This window comes from Cognatundibacterium crateris, from assembly GCF_010078235.1.
Taxonomy (GTDB): Bacteria; Pseudomonadota; Gammaproteobacteria; order Burkholderiales; family Burkholderiaceae_D; genus Undibacterium; species Undibacterium crateris.
The window spans coordinates 220189-238364 of the sequence record NZ_JAABOS010000004.1 but is presented as its reverse complement, the minus strand read 5'-3'; the positions used below and the strand labels follow the sequence as shown (position 1 = coordinate 238364).

The 18176-nt window shown below is 52.0% G+C and carries 12 protein-coding genes, 3 tRNA genes and 1 pseudogene; 8 read left to right on the top strand and 8 right to left on the bottom strand.

Annotation, left to right across the window (positions count from 1 at the left end):
• Window positions 1-49: 49 nt before the first annotated feature.
• Complete coding sequence (locus tag EYB48_RS09555; RefSeq protein WP_162020108.1) at window positions 50-2260, bottom strand: TonB-dependent receptor plug domain-containing protein; 2211 nt, start codon at window positions 2258-2260, stop codon at window positions 50-52.
• A 216-nt stretch (window positions 2261-2476) separates the two neighbouring features.
• Window positions 2477-2731, bottom strand: a complete 255-nt coding sequence (locus EYB48_RS09550; RefSeq protein WP_235935013.1) for an acyl-homoserine-lactone synthase — start codon at window positions 2729-2731, stop codon at window positions 2477-2479.
• A 237-nt stretch (window positions 2732-2968) separates the two neighbouring features.
• Here EYB48_RS09550 and EYB48_RS19530 point away from each other — a divergent pair.
• Window positions 2969-3172, top strand: a pseudogene (locus EYB48_RS19530) (helix-turn-helix domain-containing protein); the annotation flags it as partial.
• Here EYB48_RS19530 and EYB48_RS09545 read toward each other — a convergent pair.
• Window positions 3140-3877: a helix-turn-helix transcriptional regulator gene (locus tag EYB48_RS09545; protein WP_235935011.1), complete on the bottom strand. Its 738-nt coding sequence runs from the start codon at window positions 3875-3877 to the stop codon at window positions 3140-3142. The pseudogene EYB48_RS19530 and the gene EYB48_RS09545 overlap by 33 nt on opposite strands.
• Window positions 3878-4084: 207 nt before the next feature.
• On the opposite strand from EYB48_RS09545, the gene EYB48_RS09540 reads away from it, so the two are divergent.
• A complete protein-coding gene (locus EYB48_RS09540) occupies window positions 4085-4234 on the top strand; it encodes a hypothetical protein (RefSeq protein WP_162019923.1) in 150 nt (49 codons plus the stop codon).
• A gap of 218 nt (window positions 4235-4452) precedes the next feature.
• Window positions 4453-6876 carry an alpha/beta hydrolase family protein gene (locus tag EYB48_RS09535; protein WP_162020107.1) on the top strand — a complete coding sequence of 808 codons (2424 nt, stop codon included), beginning with the start codon at window positions 4453-4455 and terminating at the stop codon, window positions 6874-6876.
• Between the two features lie 146 nt (window positions 6877-7022).
• Here the strand turns inward: EYB48_RS09535 and uvrB are convergent, their stop codons facing one another.
• Window positions 7023-9128: an excinuclease ABC subunit UvrB gene (uvrB, locus tag EYB48_RS09530; RefSeq protein WP_162020106.1), complete on the bottom strand. Its 2106-nt coding sequence runs from the start codon at window positions 9126-9128 to the stop codon at window positions 7023-7025.
• A 258-nt stretch (window positions 9129-9386) separates the two neighbouring features.
• Here uvrB and EYB48_RS09525 point away from each other — a divergent pair, with 258 nt between their 5' ends.
• The 5 genes from EYB48_RS09525 to EYB48_RS09505 all read left to right on the top strand — a co-directional run bounded on the left by EYB48_RS09525 (window position 9387) and on the right by EYB48_RS09505 (window position 13530).
• On the top strand, window positions 9387-10601 hold the full coding sequence (locus EYB48_RS09525) for an amino acid aminotransferase (protein ID WP_162020105.1): 1215 nt from the start codon (window positions 9387-9389) through the stop codon (window positions 10599-10601).
• Between the two features lie 56 nt (window positions 10602-10657).
• A tRNA-Asn gene (locus EYB48_RS09520) sits at window positions 10658-10733 on the top strand.
• A gap of 74 nt (window positions 10734-10807) precedes the next feature.
• Window positions 10808-10883, top strand: a tRNA-Asn gene (locus EYB48_RS09515).
• 74 nt (window positions 10884-10957) lie between these two features.
• Window positions 10958-11033, top strand: a tRNA-Asn gene (locus tag EYB48_RS09510).
• 490 nt (window positions 11034-11523) lie between these two features.
• On the top strand, window positions 11524-13530 hold the full coding sequence (locus tag EYB48_RS09505) for a methyl-accepting chemotaxis protein (RefSeq protein ID WP_162020104.1): 2007 nt from the start codon (window positions 11524-11526) through the stop codon (window positions 13528-13530).
• An 80-nt stretch (window positions 13531-13610) separates the two neighbouring features.
• Here the strand turns inward: EYB48_RS09505 and EYB48_RS09500 are convergent, their stop codons facing one another.
• The 4 genes from EYB48_RS09500 to pheS all read right to left on the bottom strand — a co-directional run bounded on the left by EYB48_RS09500 (window position 13611) and on the right by pheS (window position 18067).
• The gene (locus tag EYB48_RS09500; protein WP_162020103.1) at window positions 13611-13985 is read right to left on the bottom strand and encodes a MerR family transcriptional regulator; all 375 of its coding nucleotides are present in this window, start codon (window positions 13983-13985) and stop codon (window positions 13611-13613) included.
• A gap of 9 nt (window positions 13986-13994) precedes the next feature.
• Window positions 13995-14408 carry an integration host factor subunit alpha gene (locus tag EYB48_RS09495; protein WP_162020102.1) on the bottom strand — a complete coding sequence of 138 codons (414 nt, stop codon included), beginning with the start codon at window positions 14406-14408 and terminating at the stop codon, window positions 13995-13997.
• Between the two features lie 41 nt (window positions 14409-14449).
• Window positions 14450-16876: a phenylalanine--tRNA ligase subunit beta gene (gene pheT, locus EYB48_RS09490; protein ID WP_162020101.1), complete on the bottom strand. Its 2427-nt coding sequence runs from the start codon at window positions 16874-16876 to the stop codon at window positions 14450-14452.
• Between the two features lie 174 nt (window positions 16877-17050).
• Window positions 17051-18067, bottom strand: coding sequence for a phenylalanine--tRNA ligase subunit alpha (gene pheS / locus EYB48_RS09485; protein ID WP_162020100.1), 1017 nt, complete (start codon window positions 18065-18067; stop codon window positions 17051-17053).
• Window positions 18068-18176: the final 109 nt, after the last annotated feature.

Sequence of the window (18176 nt, the reverse complement as noted above, 5' to 3'; positions counted from 1 at the left end):
GTCCTGGATGAAGAGGTCGGCGCGCCTAGCGCCCCCCCCTTCCGACATGTCAGAGTTTGATGTCGATGGCCACTGTGTAGTTGGGGCGCGTCTTCCTGAGTACCTGGACGCTGGAACCGTCGTCGGTACTTGTGATCCTTCCCGTCCATTGCGGAGCGGCGTTGGTGGCACCAAAGCGTAAGCTCACTTGTTGATTCAAATTCCACAACGCGTATAAGTCCAGTGCGCGGCTGCGCGTCTGGTCTAACGCTTGCGACAAGGTCTGCTGTGTGGCATAGCCCGGCGTGTAAGACAAATTGGCGCCGAAAGTCAGCGGTACATGTTGCGCCTTATAGTCAAAGCCTAGCGTGGCGGACCAAGGCTGCTGGCCGTCCAGGCGGCTGTTTGGCATAGGCACGGCATCGACCTTGCTTCGGTACAGATTGAGCGTGCCACGCAAATCCAGCCGCGTCTTGACATCAACCAGTCCAGGCAAGAGCTGCGATGCCGGCCCCTTGAACTCCAGTTCAATCCCACTGCTGTGTGCTGTTGAGATATTTTGCGGACGACTGACCCAGCGCGGCACAGTAGCCCAACTGACATTTTCCAAGGTGGTGACGTAGCGGATCAAATCCTCGACGCGTCGATGGAACAGGCCGACGCTGAACAAGCCGCCACCTGTGAAATACATTTCATACGCCAGATCCAGGCCTGTCGCCAATTCTGGTCGCAACAGAGGATTACCAGCCCGATCCGAAGCCACCTGATCGTTCTGCTGCGTGGGCAAAGGATAAATACTATTCAGCGTGGGTCTTGGTATGAGCGAATACAAATCGGGGGCTTTATAACTACGGGTCAGACTGCCGCGTATCACATCGCGCGCCTTGGGATCTGGTTTGAAATTGACATGCAATAGCGGCGACAAGACCTGGCTGCGGTTACTCACTGCACCATCCAAGGTGTCGCTGCGCGTAGTGATCGTCTCGTGCCGCAAGCCGCCATACAGCAGCCATTGGTCGGACAATTCCCATTCGTCTTGAAGGAAATATGCCTGCCGGTCTATCTTCGCATGTAGAGGTAGAGCATCAATTCCCGGCAATTGCTGCGATCCAAGCACAGTAACGTTGCGCTCGTCATCGCGGCGCCGGAATTCGAACTCCCATCCGGCTGACAGGCGATGATAGTCCCCGACCAGTTGGCCATATTTACCCGATTGGGTCAGCGTGCGATCCTTGCCCTCGCCCACACTATGCCGGTAGGGTAGGTTCGCGCGATAGCTCTGGTTGACGAATTCATTGAGGGCTTGCCCCATCATCAACTTCAACTCCAATTTGCGTTCGCCGCTGAAGCGCGAACTCCATTGGCCAGTCAAGCGGTGGTTCTCGAAGCGGCCCTCGTTGTTGCTGGAATCTTCAAACAGCGATGGATTGCTGGCCGCAATATCCGTGAACTGCACCTTGCTGTGCCAATCGGAACGCTGCAAGAAAGCCTGCAAGTTGACGCTTTGGTCGTCGTCGATACGCCAGTTGAACTGCGGCGTGGCATTGAAACTATGACCCCACATCGGTTGCTGCGCCGATTGCTGCGCCGTGCCGACAGTACCCAAGCTGCCTGCCACATGCCGCGATACCTTCAACTCTGCACTGCTGTAGTACTCGTAGGCTGAGACGGGTAGTGAATAGGAGAGGTCGCCCGCCCGTTCGCTATAGAGCGTGCTCACATTCGCTGTGGGCCGCTCGGCGCTGTATGCGGCGCCTACCTTGACGCTGGCCTGGCGTTTTTTTGCTACAGTTTTCAGAACGATATTGATGCTGCCTGCCACGGCCTGCGTGCTCTGGTCCGCCGTGGCAGCCTTCTGAATCTCGATACGCTCGACTTGCGCCGGATTGATCTGGTCCAGTAAGAATCCGGTTGGAGCCGGCTCGCCGTTGATCAATATCTGCGTATAACCTGAACCCATGCCACGCAGGCGGGGCTGACCATTCTGGATATCCACGCCAGGCAGACGGCGCACTACCTCGTTGACATTGCTGTCGCCAAACCGATCGATCTCTTCGCGTCCGAATATCTGCTTGGCCACGGCGGCATTGCGTCGCAAATCCACATCGCTTTGCGGCTGCCCCTTGACCTCCACCCGATACAACTTATTGTCGGAAGCGGAGCGGGAGTTAGGGTCGGCACCGACCGGCATGTCCTGGGCGCCGCTTACCGGGCATGCCAATGCCATGCTGATGGCTGCAGGGATAGGTAAACGACATGCAAGATTCTTGAATTGTTTCATTTTCTGTTTCTAAGTGGTGTGTGGTTTGGCCATAGTTTAGTGATAGGTGCATTCGCCTTTCACTAGCAGAACCTGGTATTGACAAGCAAAACATCCGTGTACACAAAAAAAGCGTACCGTGACTAGTTGAGCAAGTCGGGATGGGCCAGGCCAGCGCGGCGCAGCATCCGCTCGATTGCCTTTGCTGTCACTGTCACATAGTGGGCAACGCCGTTCTTAGGGCCGTGCAGGAACTCTGGGAAGCTGTCTTTCAACATGTACGGACCTGCTGCCGCGCAGGATGCCGCCCTCTTCTCGCATCATCATGTAATAGGGGTCCATCGCGTCGTAACCATCGATTTCCATACCGCTCATGACAGGCACTTCCCACCCCATACGTCCGCTAAAGACTTTGGCACGCAGGCGCTGCATGGCGAACAGTTCGGATTTTGGGAAAGCGGTGCGTGCTGCGATTTCGAGGTTAAGCTGCATGATGGCCCCCTGAAGTGGTGGTGAAGAGTCTTCATTGTTATGCAGCACGCATAAAATCGGTACTAGCAGATCTGCTAGCTCAAACTATCAGCTTCCGATCCTATCCTGGAAAAAATGATCATTTTCTGTCAGCGTCGTCCTTCCACCACTTTTCAAGTGGGCTAACCAAGACGATGGGCAGAATTCCCGTGCCGATGTTGCCCCACCAGCGAGCAGGTACGCTGGCTACGCCAAGCCTCACAGGAGAATCAGACTGAATTCTGGGCGCGCTTTGGCGTCACACAGTCACAAGGGAGCCGCTTTGAACAGGGCTGCTGGATGCCGCCGCCGGTGGCTATCCTGCTGGCCTTATATTTGAGTATGCGAATTGGCAATAGCGACTTAGAGGATGCGTTACAGGTGGCTAGTTCAACCGGGCACGACCATGCCCGCCGCAATTGACTTGACCACTGCCTGCTGGCGAGTGCTGACATTGAACTTGCGCATAATATTCGCCATATGGAAGTTGACAGTGGCTTCGGAGCGTCCAAGGATGCGTGAGACTTCCCACGATGACTTGCCGGCTGCAACCCACTTCAGGCATTCCAGCTCGCGTGCCGTCAACTTGACAGCATCGGCCGCCGGCGTTTGCGCCAGCGTGAATTTACGCGACGATTCCAGAGCATAGTCACGCACGAGCGTCAGGCCAGCGAGCGTCTCCGCCCTGCTGTCGCTACGATAGCTGGCATCTGTCACGAAACTGAGCATGCCAAACTCGCCGGAGCGGCCATGAACAGGCAGCGTCACACCTGAGCGCAAACCAAAACTGCATGCCTGTTCGTAGAACTGCTGCGGCTGAATACCCTGGAATACGGCGGGTCCCCAGATGATGGGCAACACACTCATCAGGCAATGACTAACCGTCGGGTCTACATTGTGCATGTGCTGACTGTGATAGACCGCCCGCCATTCAGAAGGATAGTTACTGATCAGAAAAGCTGATTCCAGAGGCTGTGCCTTGTGCGGCACCACACCAAACAGCATGCGTTCAAAACCCAGCTGACCCGCCAGGGTCAGCAACGCCTTCGCCCATTGTGACTCGCTCTGTGCATCCAGTAACTTGCACAGTTGATCCTGTTCCAGCACTTCGTCTCCTTTTGTACGCAAGCAAACCCACTAATTGGCAATGTTACATCATTAAATACGCAACGCGGTTCCAGCGTAGACGCAGGGTGGCTGCCAAACAACGTAAAGTGCAAGCCACAGTTTCGCCTCCCTCCCCTGAGACAGATATTTCCTTTGATATGAGCTTGTCTGGGAATACGCAAGCAGCATGTTCTGCCTGCAGCAGTTGAAGAGGATTAGCGGTTTTCCGTGGGCCAGCCAGGCAACAGACTGTCCAACATCAGCGGCGGTATCGCCGACTACCCTGAATGCAAAACAGAAAATGAACTGTTCCTGAAGGCGGATGCGATGCTGTATCAGGCCAAGCAAGGCGGCCGCAATCAAGGGTGTGCCGCCTGAATACGCGCTTAGTCTGGGCGCGAACTGCTGCCCCCATCCCCATATAAAATGCCTCAGCTGGCCTTGCGGTCGACAGGCGGAAGCATTTCAGTTTGAACTATTTTCGCTTACGTAATTCTAATCCTGCGCCTTATAAGCTCACTCCTTACAGCATACTGGATGGTTTCAAGCTAGCCAGTAAGCTAAGCAAGCACTATTTTAAAATAACAGGGACTGCCATGAAACGTTCGTTAAGCCTGATTTTACTGGCTGGCCTGTGCGCCAACGCCAGCGCACAGGAAAATCTGAGTTATCAGTTACCACCCAAACCCATCCTCGATCTGGCCGACTTCCAGCGTCCGCCAACTGTCAGCATGGATCATCACAATCAGAATCTGTTGCTGAGTTTTCGCAATACCTATAAAACCCTGAGCGATCTGAGCCAGACAGAAATGCGGCTGGCCGGTTTGCGTATTAATCCGGTCACCAATATCAGCAGCACCCTGACCTATGTGAACAATCTCAAGCTGCGCAAAGTCGCAGGCGGTGAAGAAGTCCAGGTCAAGGGCTTGCCTGCCAATCCATTGATCGCGAATGTCAGCTGGTCGCCCAATGAAAAGAAAATTGCCTTCACCCATACCGCCGCTAAAGGCGTAGAGCTGTGGGTGATCGACGTAGAAAGCGCGACTGCAAAAAAAATCAGCGAAGCCAACCTGAACGCCAATCTGGGTGCGCCTTACAGCTGGTTTAAAGACAGCGACAATTTGCTGGTCAAGGTATTGCCGAAAAACCGTACGGCTTTACTCGATAACAGCAAAGATTTGCCAACTGGTGCCATCATTTCGAATGCGACCGGCAGCGTTTCGCAAAACCGCACCTATGCAGATTTGCTGAAGAATAAAAATGATGAAGCCAATTTTGAAAATCTGGTCACCTCTGAGTTAGTCAAAGTCTCACTCAGTGGCAAGAGCAGTTTATTCAAAAAAGCAGATATGTATGAAGACATCAGCTTCTCGCCGGATGGTAAATTCCTGTTGCTCGATACCCTGCAAAAACCATTTTCCTACATCGTTCAACTAGACCGTTTCCCGACCCGCGCCACAGTCACCGATCTGAGCGGTAAAGTGATCAAAGTCGTCAATGAAACGCCTTTAAATGAAATTATGCCTAAGGGCTTCTCTGCAGTCGCTAAAGGCAAGCGCAGCATGGGCTGGCGCGGTGACAAGCCTGCCACGCTTTACTATGTGGTGGCACTGGACGGTGGAGATCCAGCCAACAAAACCGAATTCCGTGACGAGCTGTTCCAGTGGAATGCACCATTTGATCAGGAGCCGGTATCCTTACTCAAAACCCAGCAACGTTTCAGTGGTGTGGTGTGGGGCAATGATAAAGTCGCGATTGCCTACGACAACTGGTATGACACCCGCAATCTGAAAACCTATCTGTTTAATCCATCCGCACCGTCCGAAGCGCCTCGCGTCATCGGCGACAGAAACATGCAGGATATTTATGCTGATCCGGGTCGTTTCGAAACTAAACGCAATGAGTTTGATCGTCGCGTGCTGGCTATAGAAGATGGAAAAGCCTATCTGATCGGTGCCGGTCACAGCAAGAAAGGTCAGTTCCCGTTTATTGATGAACTCGATCTGGCGAGCTTGAAAAAGAACCGCCTGTATCAGTCCGTTTACACTGACAAAATCGAAAATATTTTGTCGATAGAAGATCTGAAAAAAGGTAAGGTTCTGGTACAGCTGCAATCGAAAACCGATTACCCTAACTTTTACTTCCGTGATCTGAAGGCAGGTGATCAGGCAGATAAACAACTGACAGCGATTACCCGCTTTGCCAATCCTTTTGTTGGCTTAAAAGATGTGAGCAAAGAAGTCATCAAATACAAGCGTAAAGATGGCGTCGAGTTATCCGGCACCCTGTATCTGCCGGCTGGCTACGACAAAACTAAGAAAGAAAAACTGCCACTGCTGATCTGGGCGTATCCGGCTGAATACAAGGATAAAAATTCTGCCGGACAAAGCACGCACAATCCGAATCAGTTCACCTTCCCTAACTATGGGTCCTTTGTGTACTGGGTTGCGAAAGGGTATGCCGTGCTGGATGATGCTGCCTTCCCGATTATCGGCGAAGGTAAAACCGAGCCGAATGATAACTTCATCCCTCAGTTAGTCGATAACGCCGAAGCCGCGATCGATGCAGTGGATCAGTTAGGTTATATCGACCGTCAACGCGTCGCGGTAGGTGGCCACTCCTACGGCGCCTTCATGACTGCGAATCTGCTCACGCACTCCAAGTTGTTCGCCTGCGGTATCGCACGCAGCGGCGCCTATAACCGTACCCTGACGCCATTCGGCTTCCAGACCGAACAACGCAATTACTGGGAAACGCCAGAGGTATACACCAGGATGTCGCCTTTCATGAATGCCGACAAAATGAAAACACCTTTGTTGCTGGTCCATGGAGAAGCGGATAACAATCCTGGCACTTTCACATTGCAGACCGAGCGTTATTTCCAGGCTTTAAAAGGCCTGGGTGCACCAGCCCGCATGGTGATCTTGCCTAAGGAAAGCCATGGCTATGCCGCCCGTGAAAACATCATGCATCTGTTGTGGGAACAGGATCAGTTCCTTGATAAATGCCTGAAAAAATAAGTCTTCGCTTGTTCACATGCCTGTCCTTGCGTAAGGCAGACAGGTGATGGTTTTATGAGAAAAATCCCGGGAGCTCAGCCCCGGGATTTTTCTTTTTACAGCATACGATGCGCAATCAGGCGCTTTGATCGCTGACAGCCAGATACCTATTTTCCGGCAATCACAGACAAGGCATCATGTCCGCCTGCACCGAATAATAATTCCTTCAGATGCGCCAGCTGATCACGTACCTGGGCCGCTTTTTCAAATTCCAGATTTTTCGCATGCTCGAGCATTTGTTTTTCCAGCTTCTTGATTTCGCGACTGATCTGCTTCTCGCTCATGACTTCATACTTGGCCTGCTCCTGCGCCACCGCCAGATCTGCGCGAGCTTCCTGCGGATTATAAACACCGTCGATGATGTCTTTGATCTGCTTGCGTATGCCAGTCGGCGTAATATTATTGGCGGCATTGAAGGCCAGTTGTTTGTGTCGGCGTCGCTCGGTCTCATCTATCGCGCGACGCATAGAGTCAGTCACGCGATCGGCATACAGTATCGCTTTACCATGCAGGTTACGCGCGGCACGGCCTATGGTTTGAATCAGACTGCGCTCTGAACGTAAAAAACCTTCTTTATCTGCATCAAGAATCGCAACCAGCGACACTTCAGGAATATCCAGCCCCTCACGCAATAAGTTAATTCCGACCAGTACATCGAAGGTACCCAGGCGCAGATCGCGGATAATTTCTACCCGCTCGACCGTATCGATATCACTGTGCAGATAACGCACTTTGATACCATTTTCACCCAGAAAATCGGTCAGTTGTTCTGACATACGCTTAGTCAGCGTGGTCACCAGCACCCGCTCGTTCTTACGGATACGCTCAGTGATTTCGCCCATCAGATCATCTACCTGCGTCAGCGCCGGACGGACTTCAATCTCAGGATCGACCAGTCCGGTCGGCCGCACCACCTGCTCCACAGTCTGATCGGCATGCTCATGTTCATAATCGCCAGGCGTGGCTGACACAAACACGGTCTGGCGCATCTTGCTTTCAAATTCGGCAAATTTGAGCGGCCGGTTATCGAGCGCAGAAGGCAGCCTGAAGCCATAATCGACCAGATTGGTTTTGCGCGCACGGTCACCGTTATACATGCCGTTCAACTGTCCGGTCAGCACATGGGATTCATCAAGGAACATCAGCGCATCGGGCGGCAGATAATCGACCAGAGTTGGTGGTGGCTCACCTGGCTTGGCGCCGCTCAGATGGCGGGAGTAGTTTTCAATACCTTTGGTGAAACCGATTTCAGCCATCATTTCGAGATCGAAACGGGTACGCTGTTCGATACGCTGTTCTTCGATCAGCTTGTTCTCACGGCGGAAGAAGTCCAGCCGTTCGCGCAATTCGTCCTTAATCGATTCTATCGCGCGCAGCACAGTCTCACGCGGTGTCACGTAGTGCGAACCGGGATACACAGTAAAGCGTGGGATTTTTTGCTTAACCCGGCCGGTCAAAGGATCAAATAACTGCAGATTTTCGATTTCGTCGTCGAACATTTCTACTCTGACGGCGAGTTCCGCATGCTCAGCCGGGAAGATGTCTATGGTATCGCCACGCACCCGGAAAGTACCACGGCCAAAGTCGACTTCATTGCGGCTGTACTGCATCTGGATCAGCCGCGCAATCAGGTCACGCTGACTGACCTTGTCGCGCAATCTGAGGGTCAGTATCATTTTGTGATATTCGTTGGGGTTACCGATACCGTAAATCGCCGACACGGTCGCCACGATAATCACATCACGCCGCTCCATCAGCGACTTAGTGCAGGACAGGCGCATCTGCTCGATATGCTCATTGATCGCTGAATCTTTTTCTATGAACAGATCGCGCTGAGGCACATAGGCTTCAGGTTGATAGTAATCGTAGTAAGACACGAAGTATTCCACCGCATTGCGCGGGAAAAACTCCCTGAATTCACTGTACAACTGGGCCGCCAGCGTTTTATTCGGCGCAAAAATAATGGCAGGCCGGCCACAGCGCGCGATTACATTCGCCATGGTGTAAGTTTTACCAGAGCCGGTCACACCCAACAGTGTCTGGAAAAACAAGCCATCATGCACGCCCTCAGTCAATTGCGCGATCGCAGCAGGCTGATCACCCGCCGGCGGGAATATCTGATACAGCTGAAATGGGGAATCCGGAAAAGAAATGAACTTCTCCTCATCGAATTCATCGGATAAAGCAACTGAATTCACTGGTGCAACTGCCATGGTACCCATACCTTTGTTAAAATAAGCCGTTTATCAGCAGAAACAGCCTGTAAGCTGACTCTGCTCTCAGAGGATTTACGCAAAACCGACACGCGCGCCCTACCCTGCGCCACCCAACGTACTACCCGTACTGTTTTTCTGTGTTTTGCTCTGCATACCTTGCTGGAATCATTGTTTGCGTAAGCCCTGGCCGTAACGCATTTTTATTTCATTCCAACCTGTTTGCCGGCAACGGCAGAAACATTTCATATTATCACGATGACTGCTCCAGCTTCTTCCGCTCTGTTTTCCGCCATCGAAATGGCACCACGCGATCCTATCCTCGGCATCACCGAGGCGTTTAATGCCGATCAAAATCCGGCCAAAGTCAATCTTGGCGTTGGTGTCTATTATGACGACAATGGCAAAGTACCTTTACTCGAATGCGTAAAAAAAGCAGAAGCCCTGCTGATAGAAAAATACGCGCCGCGTACCTATTTGCCTATCGAAGGCCTGGCTGCCTATGACCGCGCGGTACAGGATCTGGTGTTTGGCGCCGACAGCGCGGTGGTGACAGAAAAGCGTGCTGTGACAGCGCAGGCGATAGGCGGCACCGGCGCACTCAAGCTGGGTGCTGACTTTCTGCAGCGCTTCAGCCCGCAATCCCAAGTGTATATCAGTGACCCAAGCTGGGAAAATCATCGTGCTTTGTTTGAATCTGCGGGCTTCACCGTCAATAATTACCCGTACTACGATGCGAATACGCGCGGCGTGAACTTCGAAGCTATGCTGGCCGCGCTGCAGGATATGCCGTCAGCCTCTATCGTATTGCTGCATGCATGTTGCCATAACCCAACCGGTGCCGACCTCAGCGATGAGCAATGGACCCAGATTATTGAAGTCGTCACCAGCCGTGGTCTGATTCCTTTCCTGGATATGGCCTATCAAGGCTTTGGCGATGGTATCGAGGCCGATGGTCAGGTGGTGCGTCGTTTTGCAGCGGCTGGCGGCCCTTTGTTTGTCTCCAACTCGTTCTCCAAGTCCTTCTCCCTGTACGGTGAACGGGTAGGCGCACTCAGCATCGTCGCTGCCAGTGCAGAAGAAGCGGGCCGTATCATGTCACAACTGAAGCGTGTGATCCGCACCAATTACTCTAACCCGCCATCCCATGGCGGTCAGGTAGTGGCAACTGTGCTGTCCACACCAGAACTGCGCCAGTTATGGGAAGAAGAACTGGCTGGCATGCGCGTTCGTATCCGTGAAATGCGCGCTGCATTCGTCAGCAAACTCAAAGAGCAGGCACCAGCGCAGCAGTTTGACTTCGTGATGCAACAGCGCGGCATGTTCTCTTATTCCGGCCTGAGCAAGGAACAGGTAGGCAAGCTGCGTGAGACAAACTCGATTTACGCTGTCGATACCGGTCGCATCTGTGTGGCCGCCCTGAATAGTAAAAACATCGACAAGGTGATTACAGCGATCGCAGGCGTGCTGTAATTGTTGGCACTGCAGTTGACAAGAATGGCTGCGAAGCATATAATTTTTGTCTCTGTTCCCTGATAGCTCAGTCGGTAGAGCGACGGACTGTTAATCCGCAGGTCCCTGGTTCGAGTCCAGGTCGGGGAGCCACAGAATTCAAAGTAGGTAGTGAACTTAAAACCAATCACTACATAAAGTTTACCGAAGATCATCAAATCTTCTATTCCCTGATAGCTCAGTCGGTAGAGCGACGGACTGTTAATCCGCAGGTCCCTGGTTCGAGTCCAGGTCGGGGAGCCACAGAATTCAAAGTAGGTAGTGAACTTAAAACCAATCACTACATAAAGTTTACCGAAGATCATCAAATCTTCTATTCCCTGATAGCTCAGTCGGTAGAGCGACGGACTGTTAATCCGCAGGTCCCTGGTTCGAGTCCAGGTCGGGGAGCCAAATTTGAGGGCTTAACATCAATGGTGTTAAGCCCTTTTTTCAGGCTGGCATATCTGATCAGTATTCCACGCCAAGTCACATCAGCCGCTCAGGCGGCATAATCAGACACCGCAGCCAGTCTGTTTCAGTATGGCGGCATCTCCCCGGTAGTATTCATTGTTTATCATTGGTATGCCTGGCCTGCTTCAGAGGCTGCGTAACCTGAGTAAAAAATTCTCAGGGTAAAAGTTGTGGCCAGCTTTTCCCGATTTTTTTATTCACCTGGCCACGGTTACGCCCACGGCATACCACTCCCCTATTTACCCAACACCTTCCCTCGAACCAATTTCAGGGAAAGCGAGCCCTGCAGCAGACCACTTCAGCAATACAGAATATCTGTCAAATACCCACCTTCGCAATTTCCAATTGAGGCGCTTGACTGTCATAGCACTGTAACATTTCGTAACTAATATTGCCTAAAATCAAGTTTTACCCTTTACAGAAATCCGCAATGACAACCGCCCTACTCACGCTGCTATCCCCCGCTATGCGTCTTATGCAAGGCTTTCGCATTACGCATAAGGTCGCCTTTGTCGCCATCAGCTTTGCTATCCCACTGTTGATCGTCGTCGGTTTGCTGTTCATGGAAATGCGCACCGAGGGTGCGATTGCACATAAAAAGCTCACTGCACTGACCGAAATCCAGACAAATAACCAGATTCAATCCGGCATACGGCAGCATCGCGCACTGAGTCACATGCAAGCTCAGGGCAATAAGCAAGTCACCGAAAAACTCAATAGTCTGGAAAAGCAAATTCATGAGCAATTGCAGTCTTCATCACTGCCGGACAAACTCAAAACGGACTGGCAAAGTCTGATCACAGCCCAAAGCAGCAGCAAGCCAGCACAAAATTTTCAGAACCATAACCAGTTTCTGGAGAAAATTGACCAGTTGTCACGTCAATTGGCGAATGATAGCAAGCTGAATCTGGATGCCGATATCACGACCAATCAATTGTTAAATATACAGTTACGCTCACTTCCATCGACAGAAGAAAAGCTGATGGTGATGACCGCACGCGGCGCTGCTTATATCGATAGCGGTCTGTTCGAAGCGGGAGAAGATGTGATGCTGAATTCCCTGCTCATGAACGTCAAGTCTGAGCAAAAACAATTGCTGGAACAGATAAGCACACTGGAGCAAGAACAAAGCGAACTCAAGCCAGCATTGCAGGCAATACGGACCGCGCTGCTGGAGAGTGACAAATTTTTCGCGCGCGCTCAGGATGAAGTACTGGCCTCAGTGAATCAAAGCTCGGGTTCAGAGTTTTACACTGCAGGAACCGGGGCAGCGAATCAGATTGCTGAGCAAAACCGAAAGCTTGCTGCTTTAATACAAAACAGGCTGGCACAAGTAGTGACTGCGCTGGACTGGAAAATTTACCGCATGTTTGCCGGAATTTTTGTACTGATCGCGGTAGCGACTTATTTACTGGCCGGGATCTATTTTGCACTGTCACGCGACATCCTGCAGCTAACGGCAAGTATACAAAAAACCGCCTCCGGCGATCTGGTACCGGAACAGGTGCAAGCCGGTAAAGACGAGATTTCTCAGCTGCTGAGCGCCGTTAATCAGATGAAGAGCGGCCTAGGCAGCCTGGTTGCAGATATACGACTCAACGCCGATAGCATCGATACCATCGCCAAGAAAATTCACCAGGATAACGGTGATTTGTCGGGCCGCACTGAAAGTCAGGCTGGCTCACTCGAAGAGACAGCCAGCGCAGTGGAGCAATTGACGACTACCACCAGGGACAATGCAGCGAATCTGGCGCAGGCAAGTCAGTTAGTCAGCGGCTCTGCACAAAGTGTGCAGGAAGGCTTGCATGTGATGAGCAGTGCCATTGAGTCTATGCAAAGCATCACCAGCAGCTCCAAAAAGATATCAGAAATCATAGGCGTGATGGATGGCATTGCATTCCAGACCAATATTCTGGCCCTGAACGCGGCAGTTGAAGCCGCTCGCGCCGGGCCAGAAGGACGCGGCTTTGCAGTGGTGGCGAGCGAAGTCAGAAACCTCGCCCAACGCAGTGCAAACGCCGCCAAGGAAATCAAACATCTGATCGACTCTTCGGGTGCAGAAGTCAAAAAAGGCAGCACCCTGATCAATAGCGCTGGCAAGAGCATGCAGGATATTGCCGAGAATGTGGAACAGGTAGCCAGCCTGATTCATCACGTGGCGAACGCCAGCCAGGAACAAAGCGCGGGCATTTCCAGCGTGAATAACGCGATCAGCAGCATCGATCAGCTGACCCAGGAAAATGCCAGCCTGGTAGAACAGGCAAAATTCTCTACTGAACAGTTAGAGCAAAATGCAGCAACACTCAGCAAGGCAGTCAGCGCCTTCCGTATTCAGGAACATGCAGCCGCAACGATCGCACATACTGCAACACCCCGGAAACACAGCGGCCGCCAGGCAGCTTTACGACATCAAAAACTGAGTATCGCCAGATCATGAAGTTCTGAGAACTCAAGCATTGAAGGACATAAAAAAACGGTACTGAAAACACAGTACCGTTTTTCTTTAGCGGGTCAGTTTTAGCGGCCGAGCAAAGCCAGCACCGCTTTTAACTCATCCCGGATCTGATGCAGATTGACTTGTGGCTCCACTGGCGCCTCTGCTTGCGCGTTAGCACGCCCGCCATGAGAACCCAGTTTGTTTCTTGCGCCACTGATGGTGAAACCCTGATCGTACAGCAACTCACGGATGCGACGCACTAACAGAACTTCGTGGTGCTGATAGTAACGTCGGTTACCGCGTCGCTTGACCGGTTTGAGCTGGGAAAACTCTTGCTCCCAGTAACGCAGCACATGCGGCTTGACGCCACAAAGCTCACTGACTTCGCCGATCGTGAAATAACGCTTTGCCGGGATAGCGGGCAAAGCCTGAGTTTCTATCCTGATTTCCGTCATACATTCACATTAAGCAGCGTGAGCAAGGTTTTGCCCACTGGTTTCATCAACCATACCTTTAAGCTTTTGGCTGGCATGGAAAGTCACGACACGGCGTGCCGTGATCGGAATTTCCTCGCCAGTTTTGGGATTACGCCCCGGACGCTGAGGCTTGTCACGTAACTGAAAATTACCGAAACCCGATAATTTGACTGCTTCGCCGCGCTCCAGCGCATCACGGATCTCAACGAAAAAAGTCTCTACCATATCCTTGGCTTCACGCTTGTTCAGGCCAACCTGCTCAAACAGGAGCTCAGCCAATTCAGCCTTGGTCAGGGTAGGTAATTCTTTTTCCGCCTGCGAGCGCGCTCTGGCCGCCTGCATGGCACGATTCAGATCCGCATCCAGTACTGACTGAAATTCAGCGGAATGTACATCATTCATTATCAAACTTCTCTCATTTACGTAACAGCACAAGCAAGAACTTAACGCAATTTCGCAGCATACTGCGCTGCAGCCGCCGCCGTCAAAGCTGTCATCGCGGCTTCAACACGATCGTCCTGCAGAGTAGATTGAGTATCTTGCAAGCTAAACCGGAAAGCAAGACTTTTCTCATCTTCTGCCAGACCTTTACCGCGATATTCGTCAAACAAAGTGACAGACTGCACGATATGGCAAGCCGCATTTTTTTGTATTTCTGCAGCGAAAGCATCTGCCAGATTCTGGGCTGGAATATCTTGTTTCACCACCAGTGCCAGATCGCGTGACACGGCCTGGAATTTCGAAATCTCCTGATACATAGGCACTTGTACAGTTTGCAAGGCGGCGATCTCCACCTCGAACACAACCGGTGCCAGCGGCAAATCATACTTCTGCTGCAGACGCGGATGCAATTCACCGATAAAACCGATAGCTTTGCCAGCCAGCTCTATACGTGCACTACGGCCAGGATGCAACGCCACATGCTCGTCTTTCACGAACTTCAAAGTCTGCGGCGCAAACAAGGCTTCCAGATCTGCTTTCACATCAAAGAAGTCGGCATTGCGTGCTGCCATGCCCCATTGCTCTTCGGCTACCGGGCCATAAGCCAATGCAGCTAAGTGCTTAGGCTGATGATAGCCAGCGACACTTAAAGGACCATCCTGTACGGCTGCATCACGCAAATAGACAGCGCCCATTTCAAAAATACGGACACGGCTCACTTTACGGTTCAGATTGTATCTGGCGTTTGCAATCAGACTGCCCAGCAAATTCGTGCGCATGACACTCATCTGACTGGCGATAGGATTGACGACGCGTATTGGTGCAGCATTACCGGCAAAATCTTTTTCCCAGGCTTCTTCTACAAAACTATAGTTAATCACTTCCTGGTAATCCTGATCGGCGATCAGGCGGCGGATAGCGAATAAGGAGCGTTGATTTTCAGGCGCAACCAACATCGCATTCGCTGCGACCGGTGGCAGTGCCGGGATATTTTCAAAGCCATACACACGGGCGACTTCTTCAATCAAATCTTCTTCGATTTCTATATCAAAACGATATGAAGGCGGCGTCACCAGGAACTCACCATCCTGATGTGTGAATTGCAGGTTCAGACGGGTAAAGATGTCAGCGATCTGCGCATCTGTCAGCGCAACGCCTATCACTTTCTGAGCACGTGCAGTACGCAGTTTAACCGGGCTACGCTGTGGTAATTGTATGATCTGATCATCCACCGGACCCAGTTTGACCTGCTCAATACCACCGCAGATTTCAACGATCAGTGCACTGATACGCTCGATATGCTCAACGATGTTTTCGAAATCTACGCCACGCTCAAAGCGGTGCGCAGCATCGGTAGAGAAGTTATAGCGACGGGCACGTCCTTGTATCGCAGAAGGCCACCAGAAAGCGGCTTCCAGATAGATGTTCTGAGTATCGAGCGTAACGGCTGTTGAGTCACCGCCCATGATACCCGCCAGCGATTCGATTTCTTTTTCATCCGCAATCACACCGACCCACTCATCCACATCCACGGTATTGCCGTTCAAGAGTTTGAGCGTTTCACCGGCCTTACCCCAGCGCACTTCCAGGCCGCCCTGGATTTTATCCAGGTCGAACACATGGGTAGGACGACCCAATTCCAGCATTACATAATTCGAGATATCTACCAAGGCAGAAATCGGGCGCTGGCCACTGCGCTCCAGGCGCTGCTTCATCCAGTCCGGGGTTTCCGCTTTCGCATTCACACCACGGATCACACGGCCACAGAAGCGGCCACACAGATCAGGTGCGCTGACCTTGACGGCTAATTTTTCAGTCAGCGTGACTGGCAATTCTTTGGTGGTCGGCAGATGCATAGGCGTGCCGGTCAATGCAGACACTTCACGCGCCACTCCCAGTACAGACAGGCAGTCTGCCTTGTTTGGTGTGAGCTTGATGGTGAATTTCAGATCATTGAGCTGGTAGTAGTCACGGAAATTCTGACCAACCGGCGCATCCGATGGCAGGTCCATCAAACCACCGTGGTCTTCCGACAATTTCAACTCACGCGCAGAACACAGCATGCCTTGCGACTCGACACCGCGCAGCTTGCCGACTTTAATCAGGAAAGGCTTACCGTCCGGACCAGGTGGCAATACAGCACCAGCCATGGCACAAGGAACACGCATGCCGACACGCACATTGGGTGCACCGCATACGATATTGAGCAAAGTACCGGTACCGACATCGACCTGGCACACATTCAGGCGATCTGCATCCGGATGCTTGTTGATTTCGCGGATCTCGGCGACCACGACGTTAGTGAAAGGAGGAGCGACCGGCTCCACCTCTTCCACCTCTAAACCAGACATAGTCAACAAATGGGACAACTCATCCGAAGTCATCTTCGGGTCGACCATAGTACGGAGCCAGTTTTCAGAAAATTGCATAATTCAGCCGTCTAATGTTGGGTGTCTGAACGCGCCGCGCTCAGATTGATTCAGATTGATTTAGATTTCATCATAAGACTCAGGCAACGCTGCTCCGGCGGATCTGGCAAAGCTGGCGTCACTACTGCCGCCAGCGGCCACAAAACACCGTAAGCGTTTTGCATGGGTCTTAGTTCAGTTAAATTGCTTCAGGAAGCGTAAATCGCCCTCGTAAAACAAACGCAGATCATTGACGCCGTAACGCAACATCGTCAGACGCTCCAGACCCGAACCAAACGCGAAACCTATGTATTTTTCAGGATCCAGACCCATGTTACGGATCACCGCAGGATGCACCTGACCGGAACCGGATACTTCCAGCCAGCGGCCTTTCAATGGACCACTGCCAAAGGCAATATCAATCTCCGCAGAAGGTTCAGTGAATGGGAAATAAGACGGACGGAAACGCACCTGCAAATCGTCTGTCTCAAAAAAGGCTTTCACAAAATTCAGATACACGCCTTTCAAATCGGCGAAGCTGATGTCTTCTGCTATCCACAAGCCCTCGACCTGATGGAACATAGGCGAGTGAGTCGCATCGCTGTCAACGCGATAGGTACGACCCGGTGCAATCACCTTGATCGGCGGTTTATTCATGCGCGCGTAACGCACTTGCATAGGACTGGTATGAGTACGCAGGAGTAACTGCTTACCCTGGCTATCGTTACCATCCACATAGAAGGTATCCTGCATAGAACGGGCCGGATGGTTTTCCGGACTGTTCAACGCAGTAAAATTGGTCCAGTCAGTTTCTATTTCCGGGCCGTCGGCCACGTCGAAACCGATAGAACGGAAAATCTCTTCCACCCTTTGCCAGGTGCGCATGACGGGATGGATACCACCAACGCCACGACCACGGCCGGGTAAGCTCACATCAATTGCTTCCGCGCTCAGGCGCGCCTGCAATTGTGCATTGGCCAAGGCTTCACGGCGCTCAGTCAAGGCATTTTCTATCTGCACTTTGGCGGCATTAATAATGGCGCCCTGTGTCTTACGCTCATCCGGGGATAATTTCCCCAGGCTCTTCATCTGTTCGGTAATCTGGCCACTTTTGCCCAGGTATAAGGCCTTAGCATTTTCCAGTGCAGCGGCATCCACGGCCGCCAGAAAATCAGCACATGCCTGGCTGACGATTTGATCTAATGGGTTCATGCGTTGTTCCCGCTTACATAGAAGCTGAAATAATGAGCTGAAAACAAAACGGGGCATAGGAATCAACCTCTGCCCCGCTTGATAGATGCAGTCTGCGTACAGACTGCAT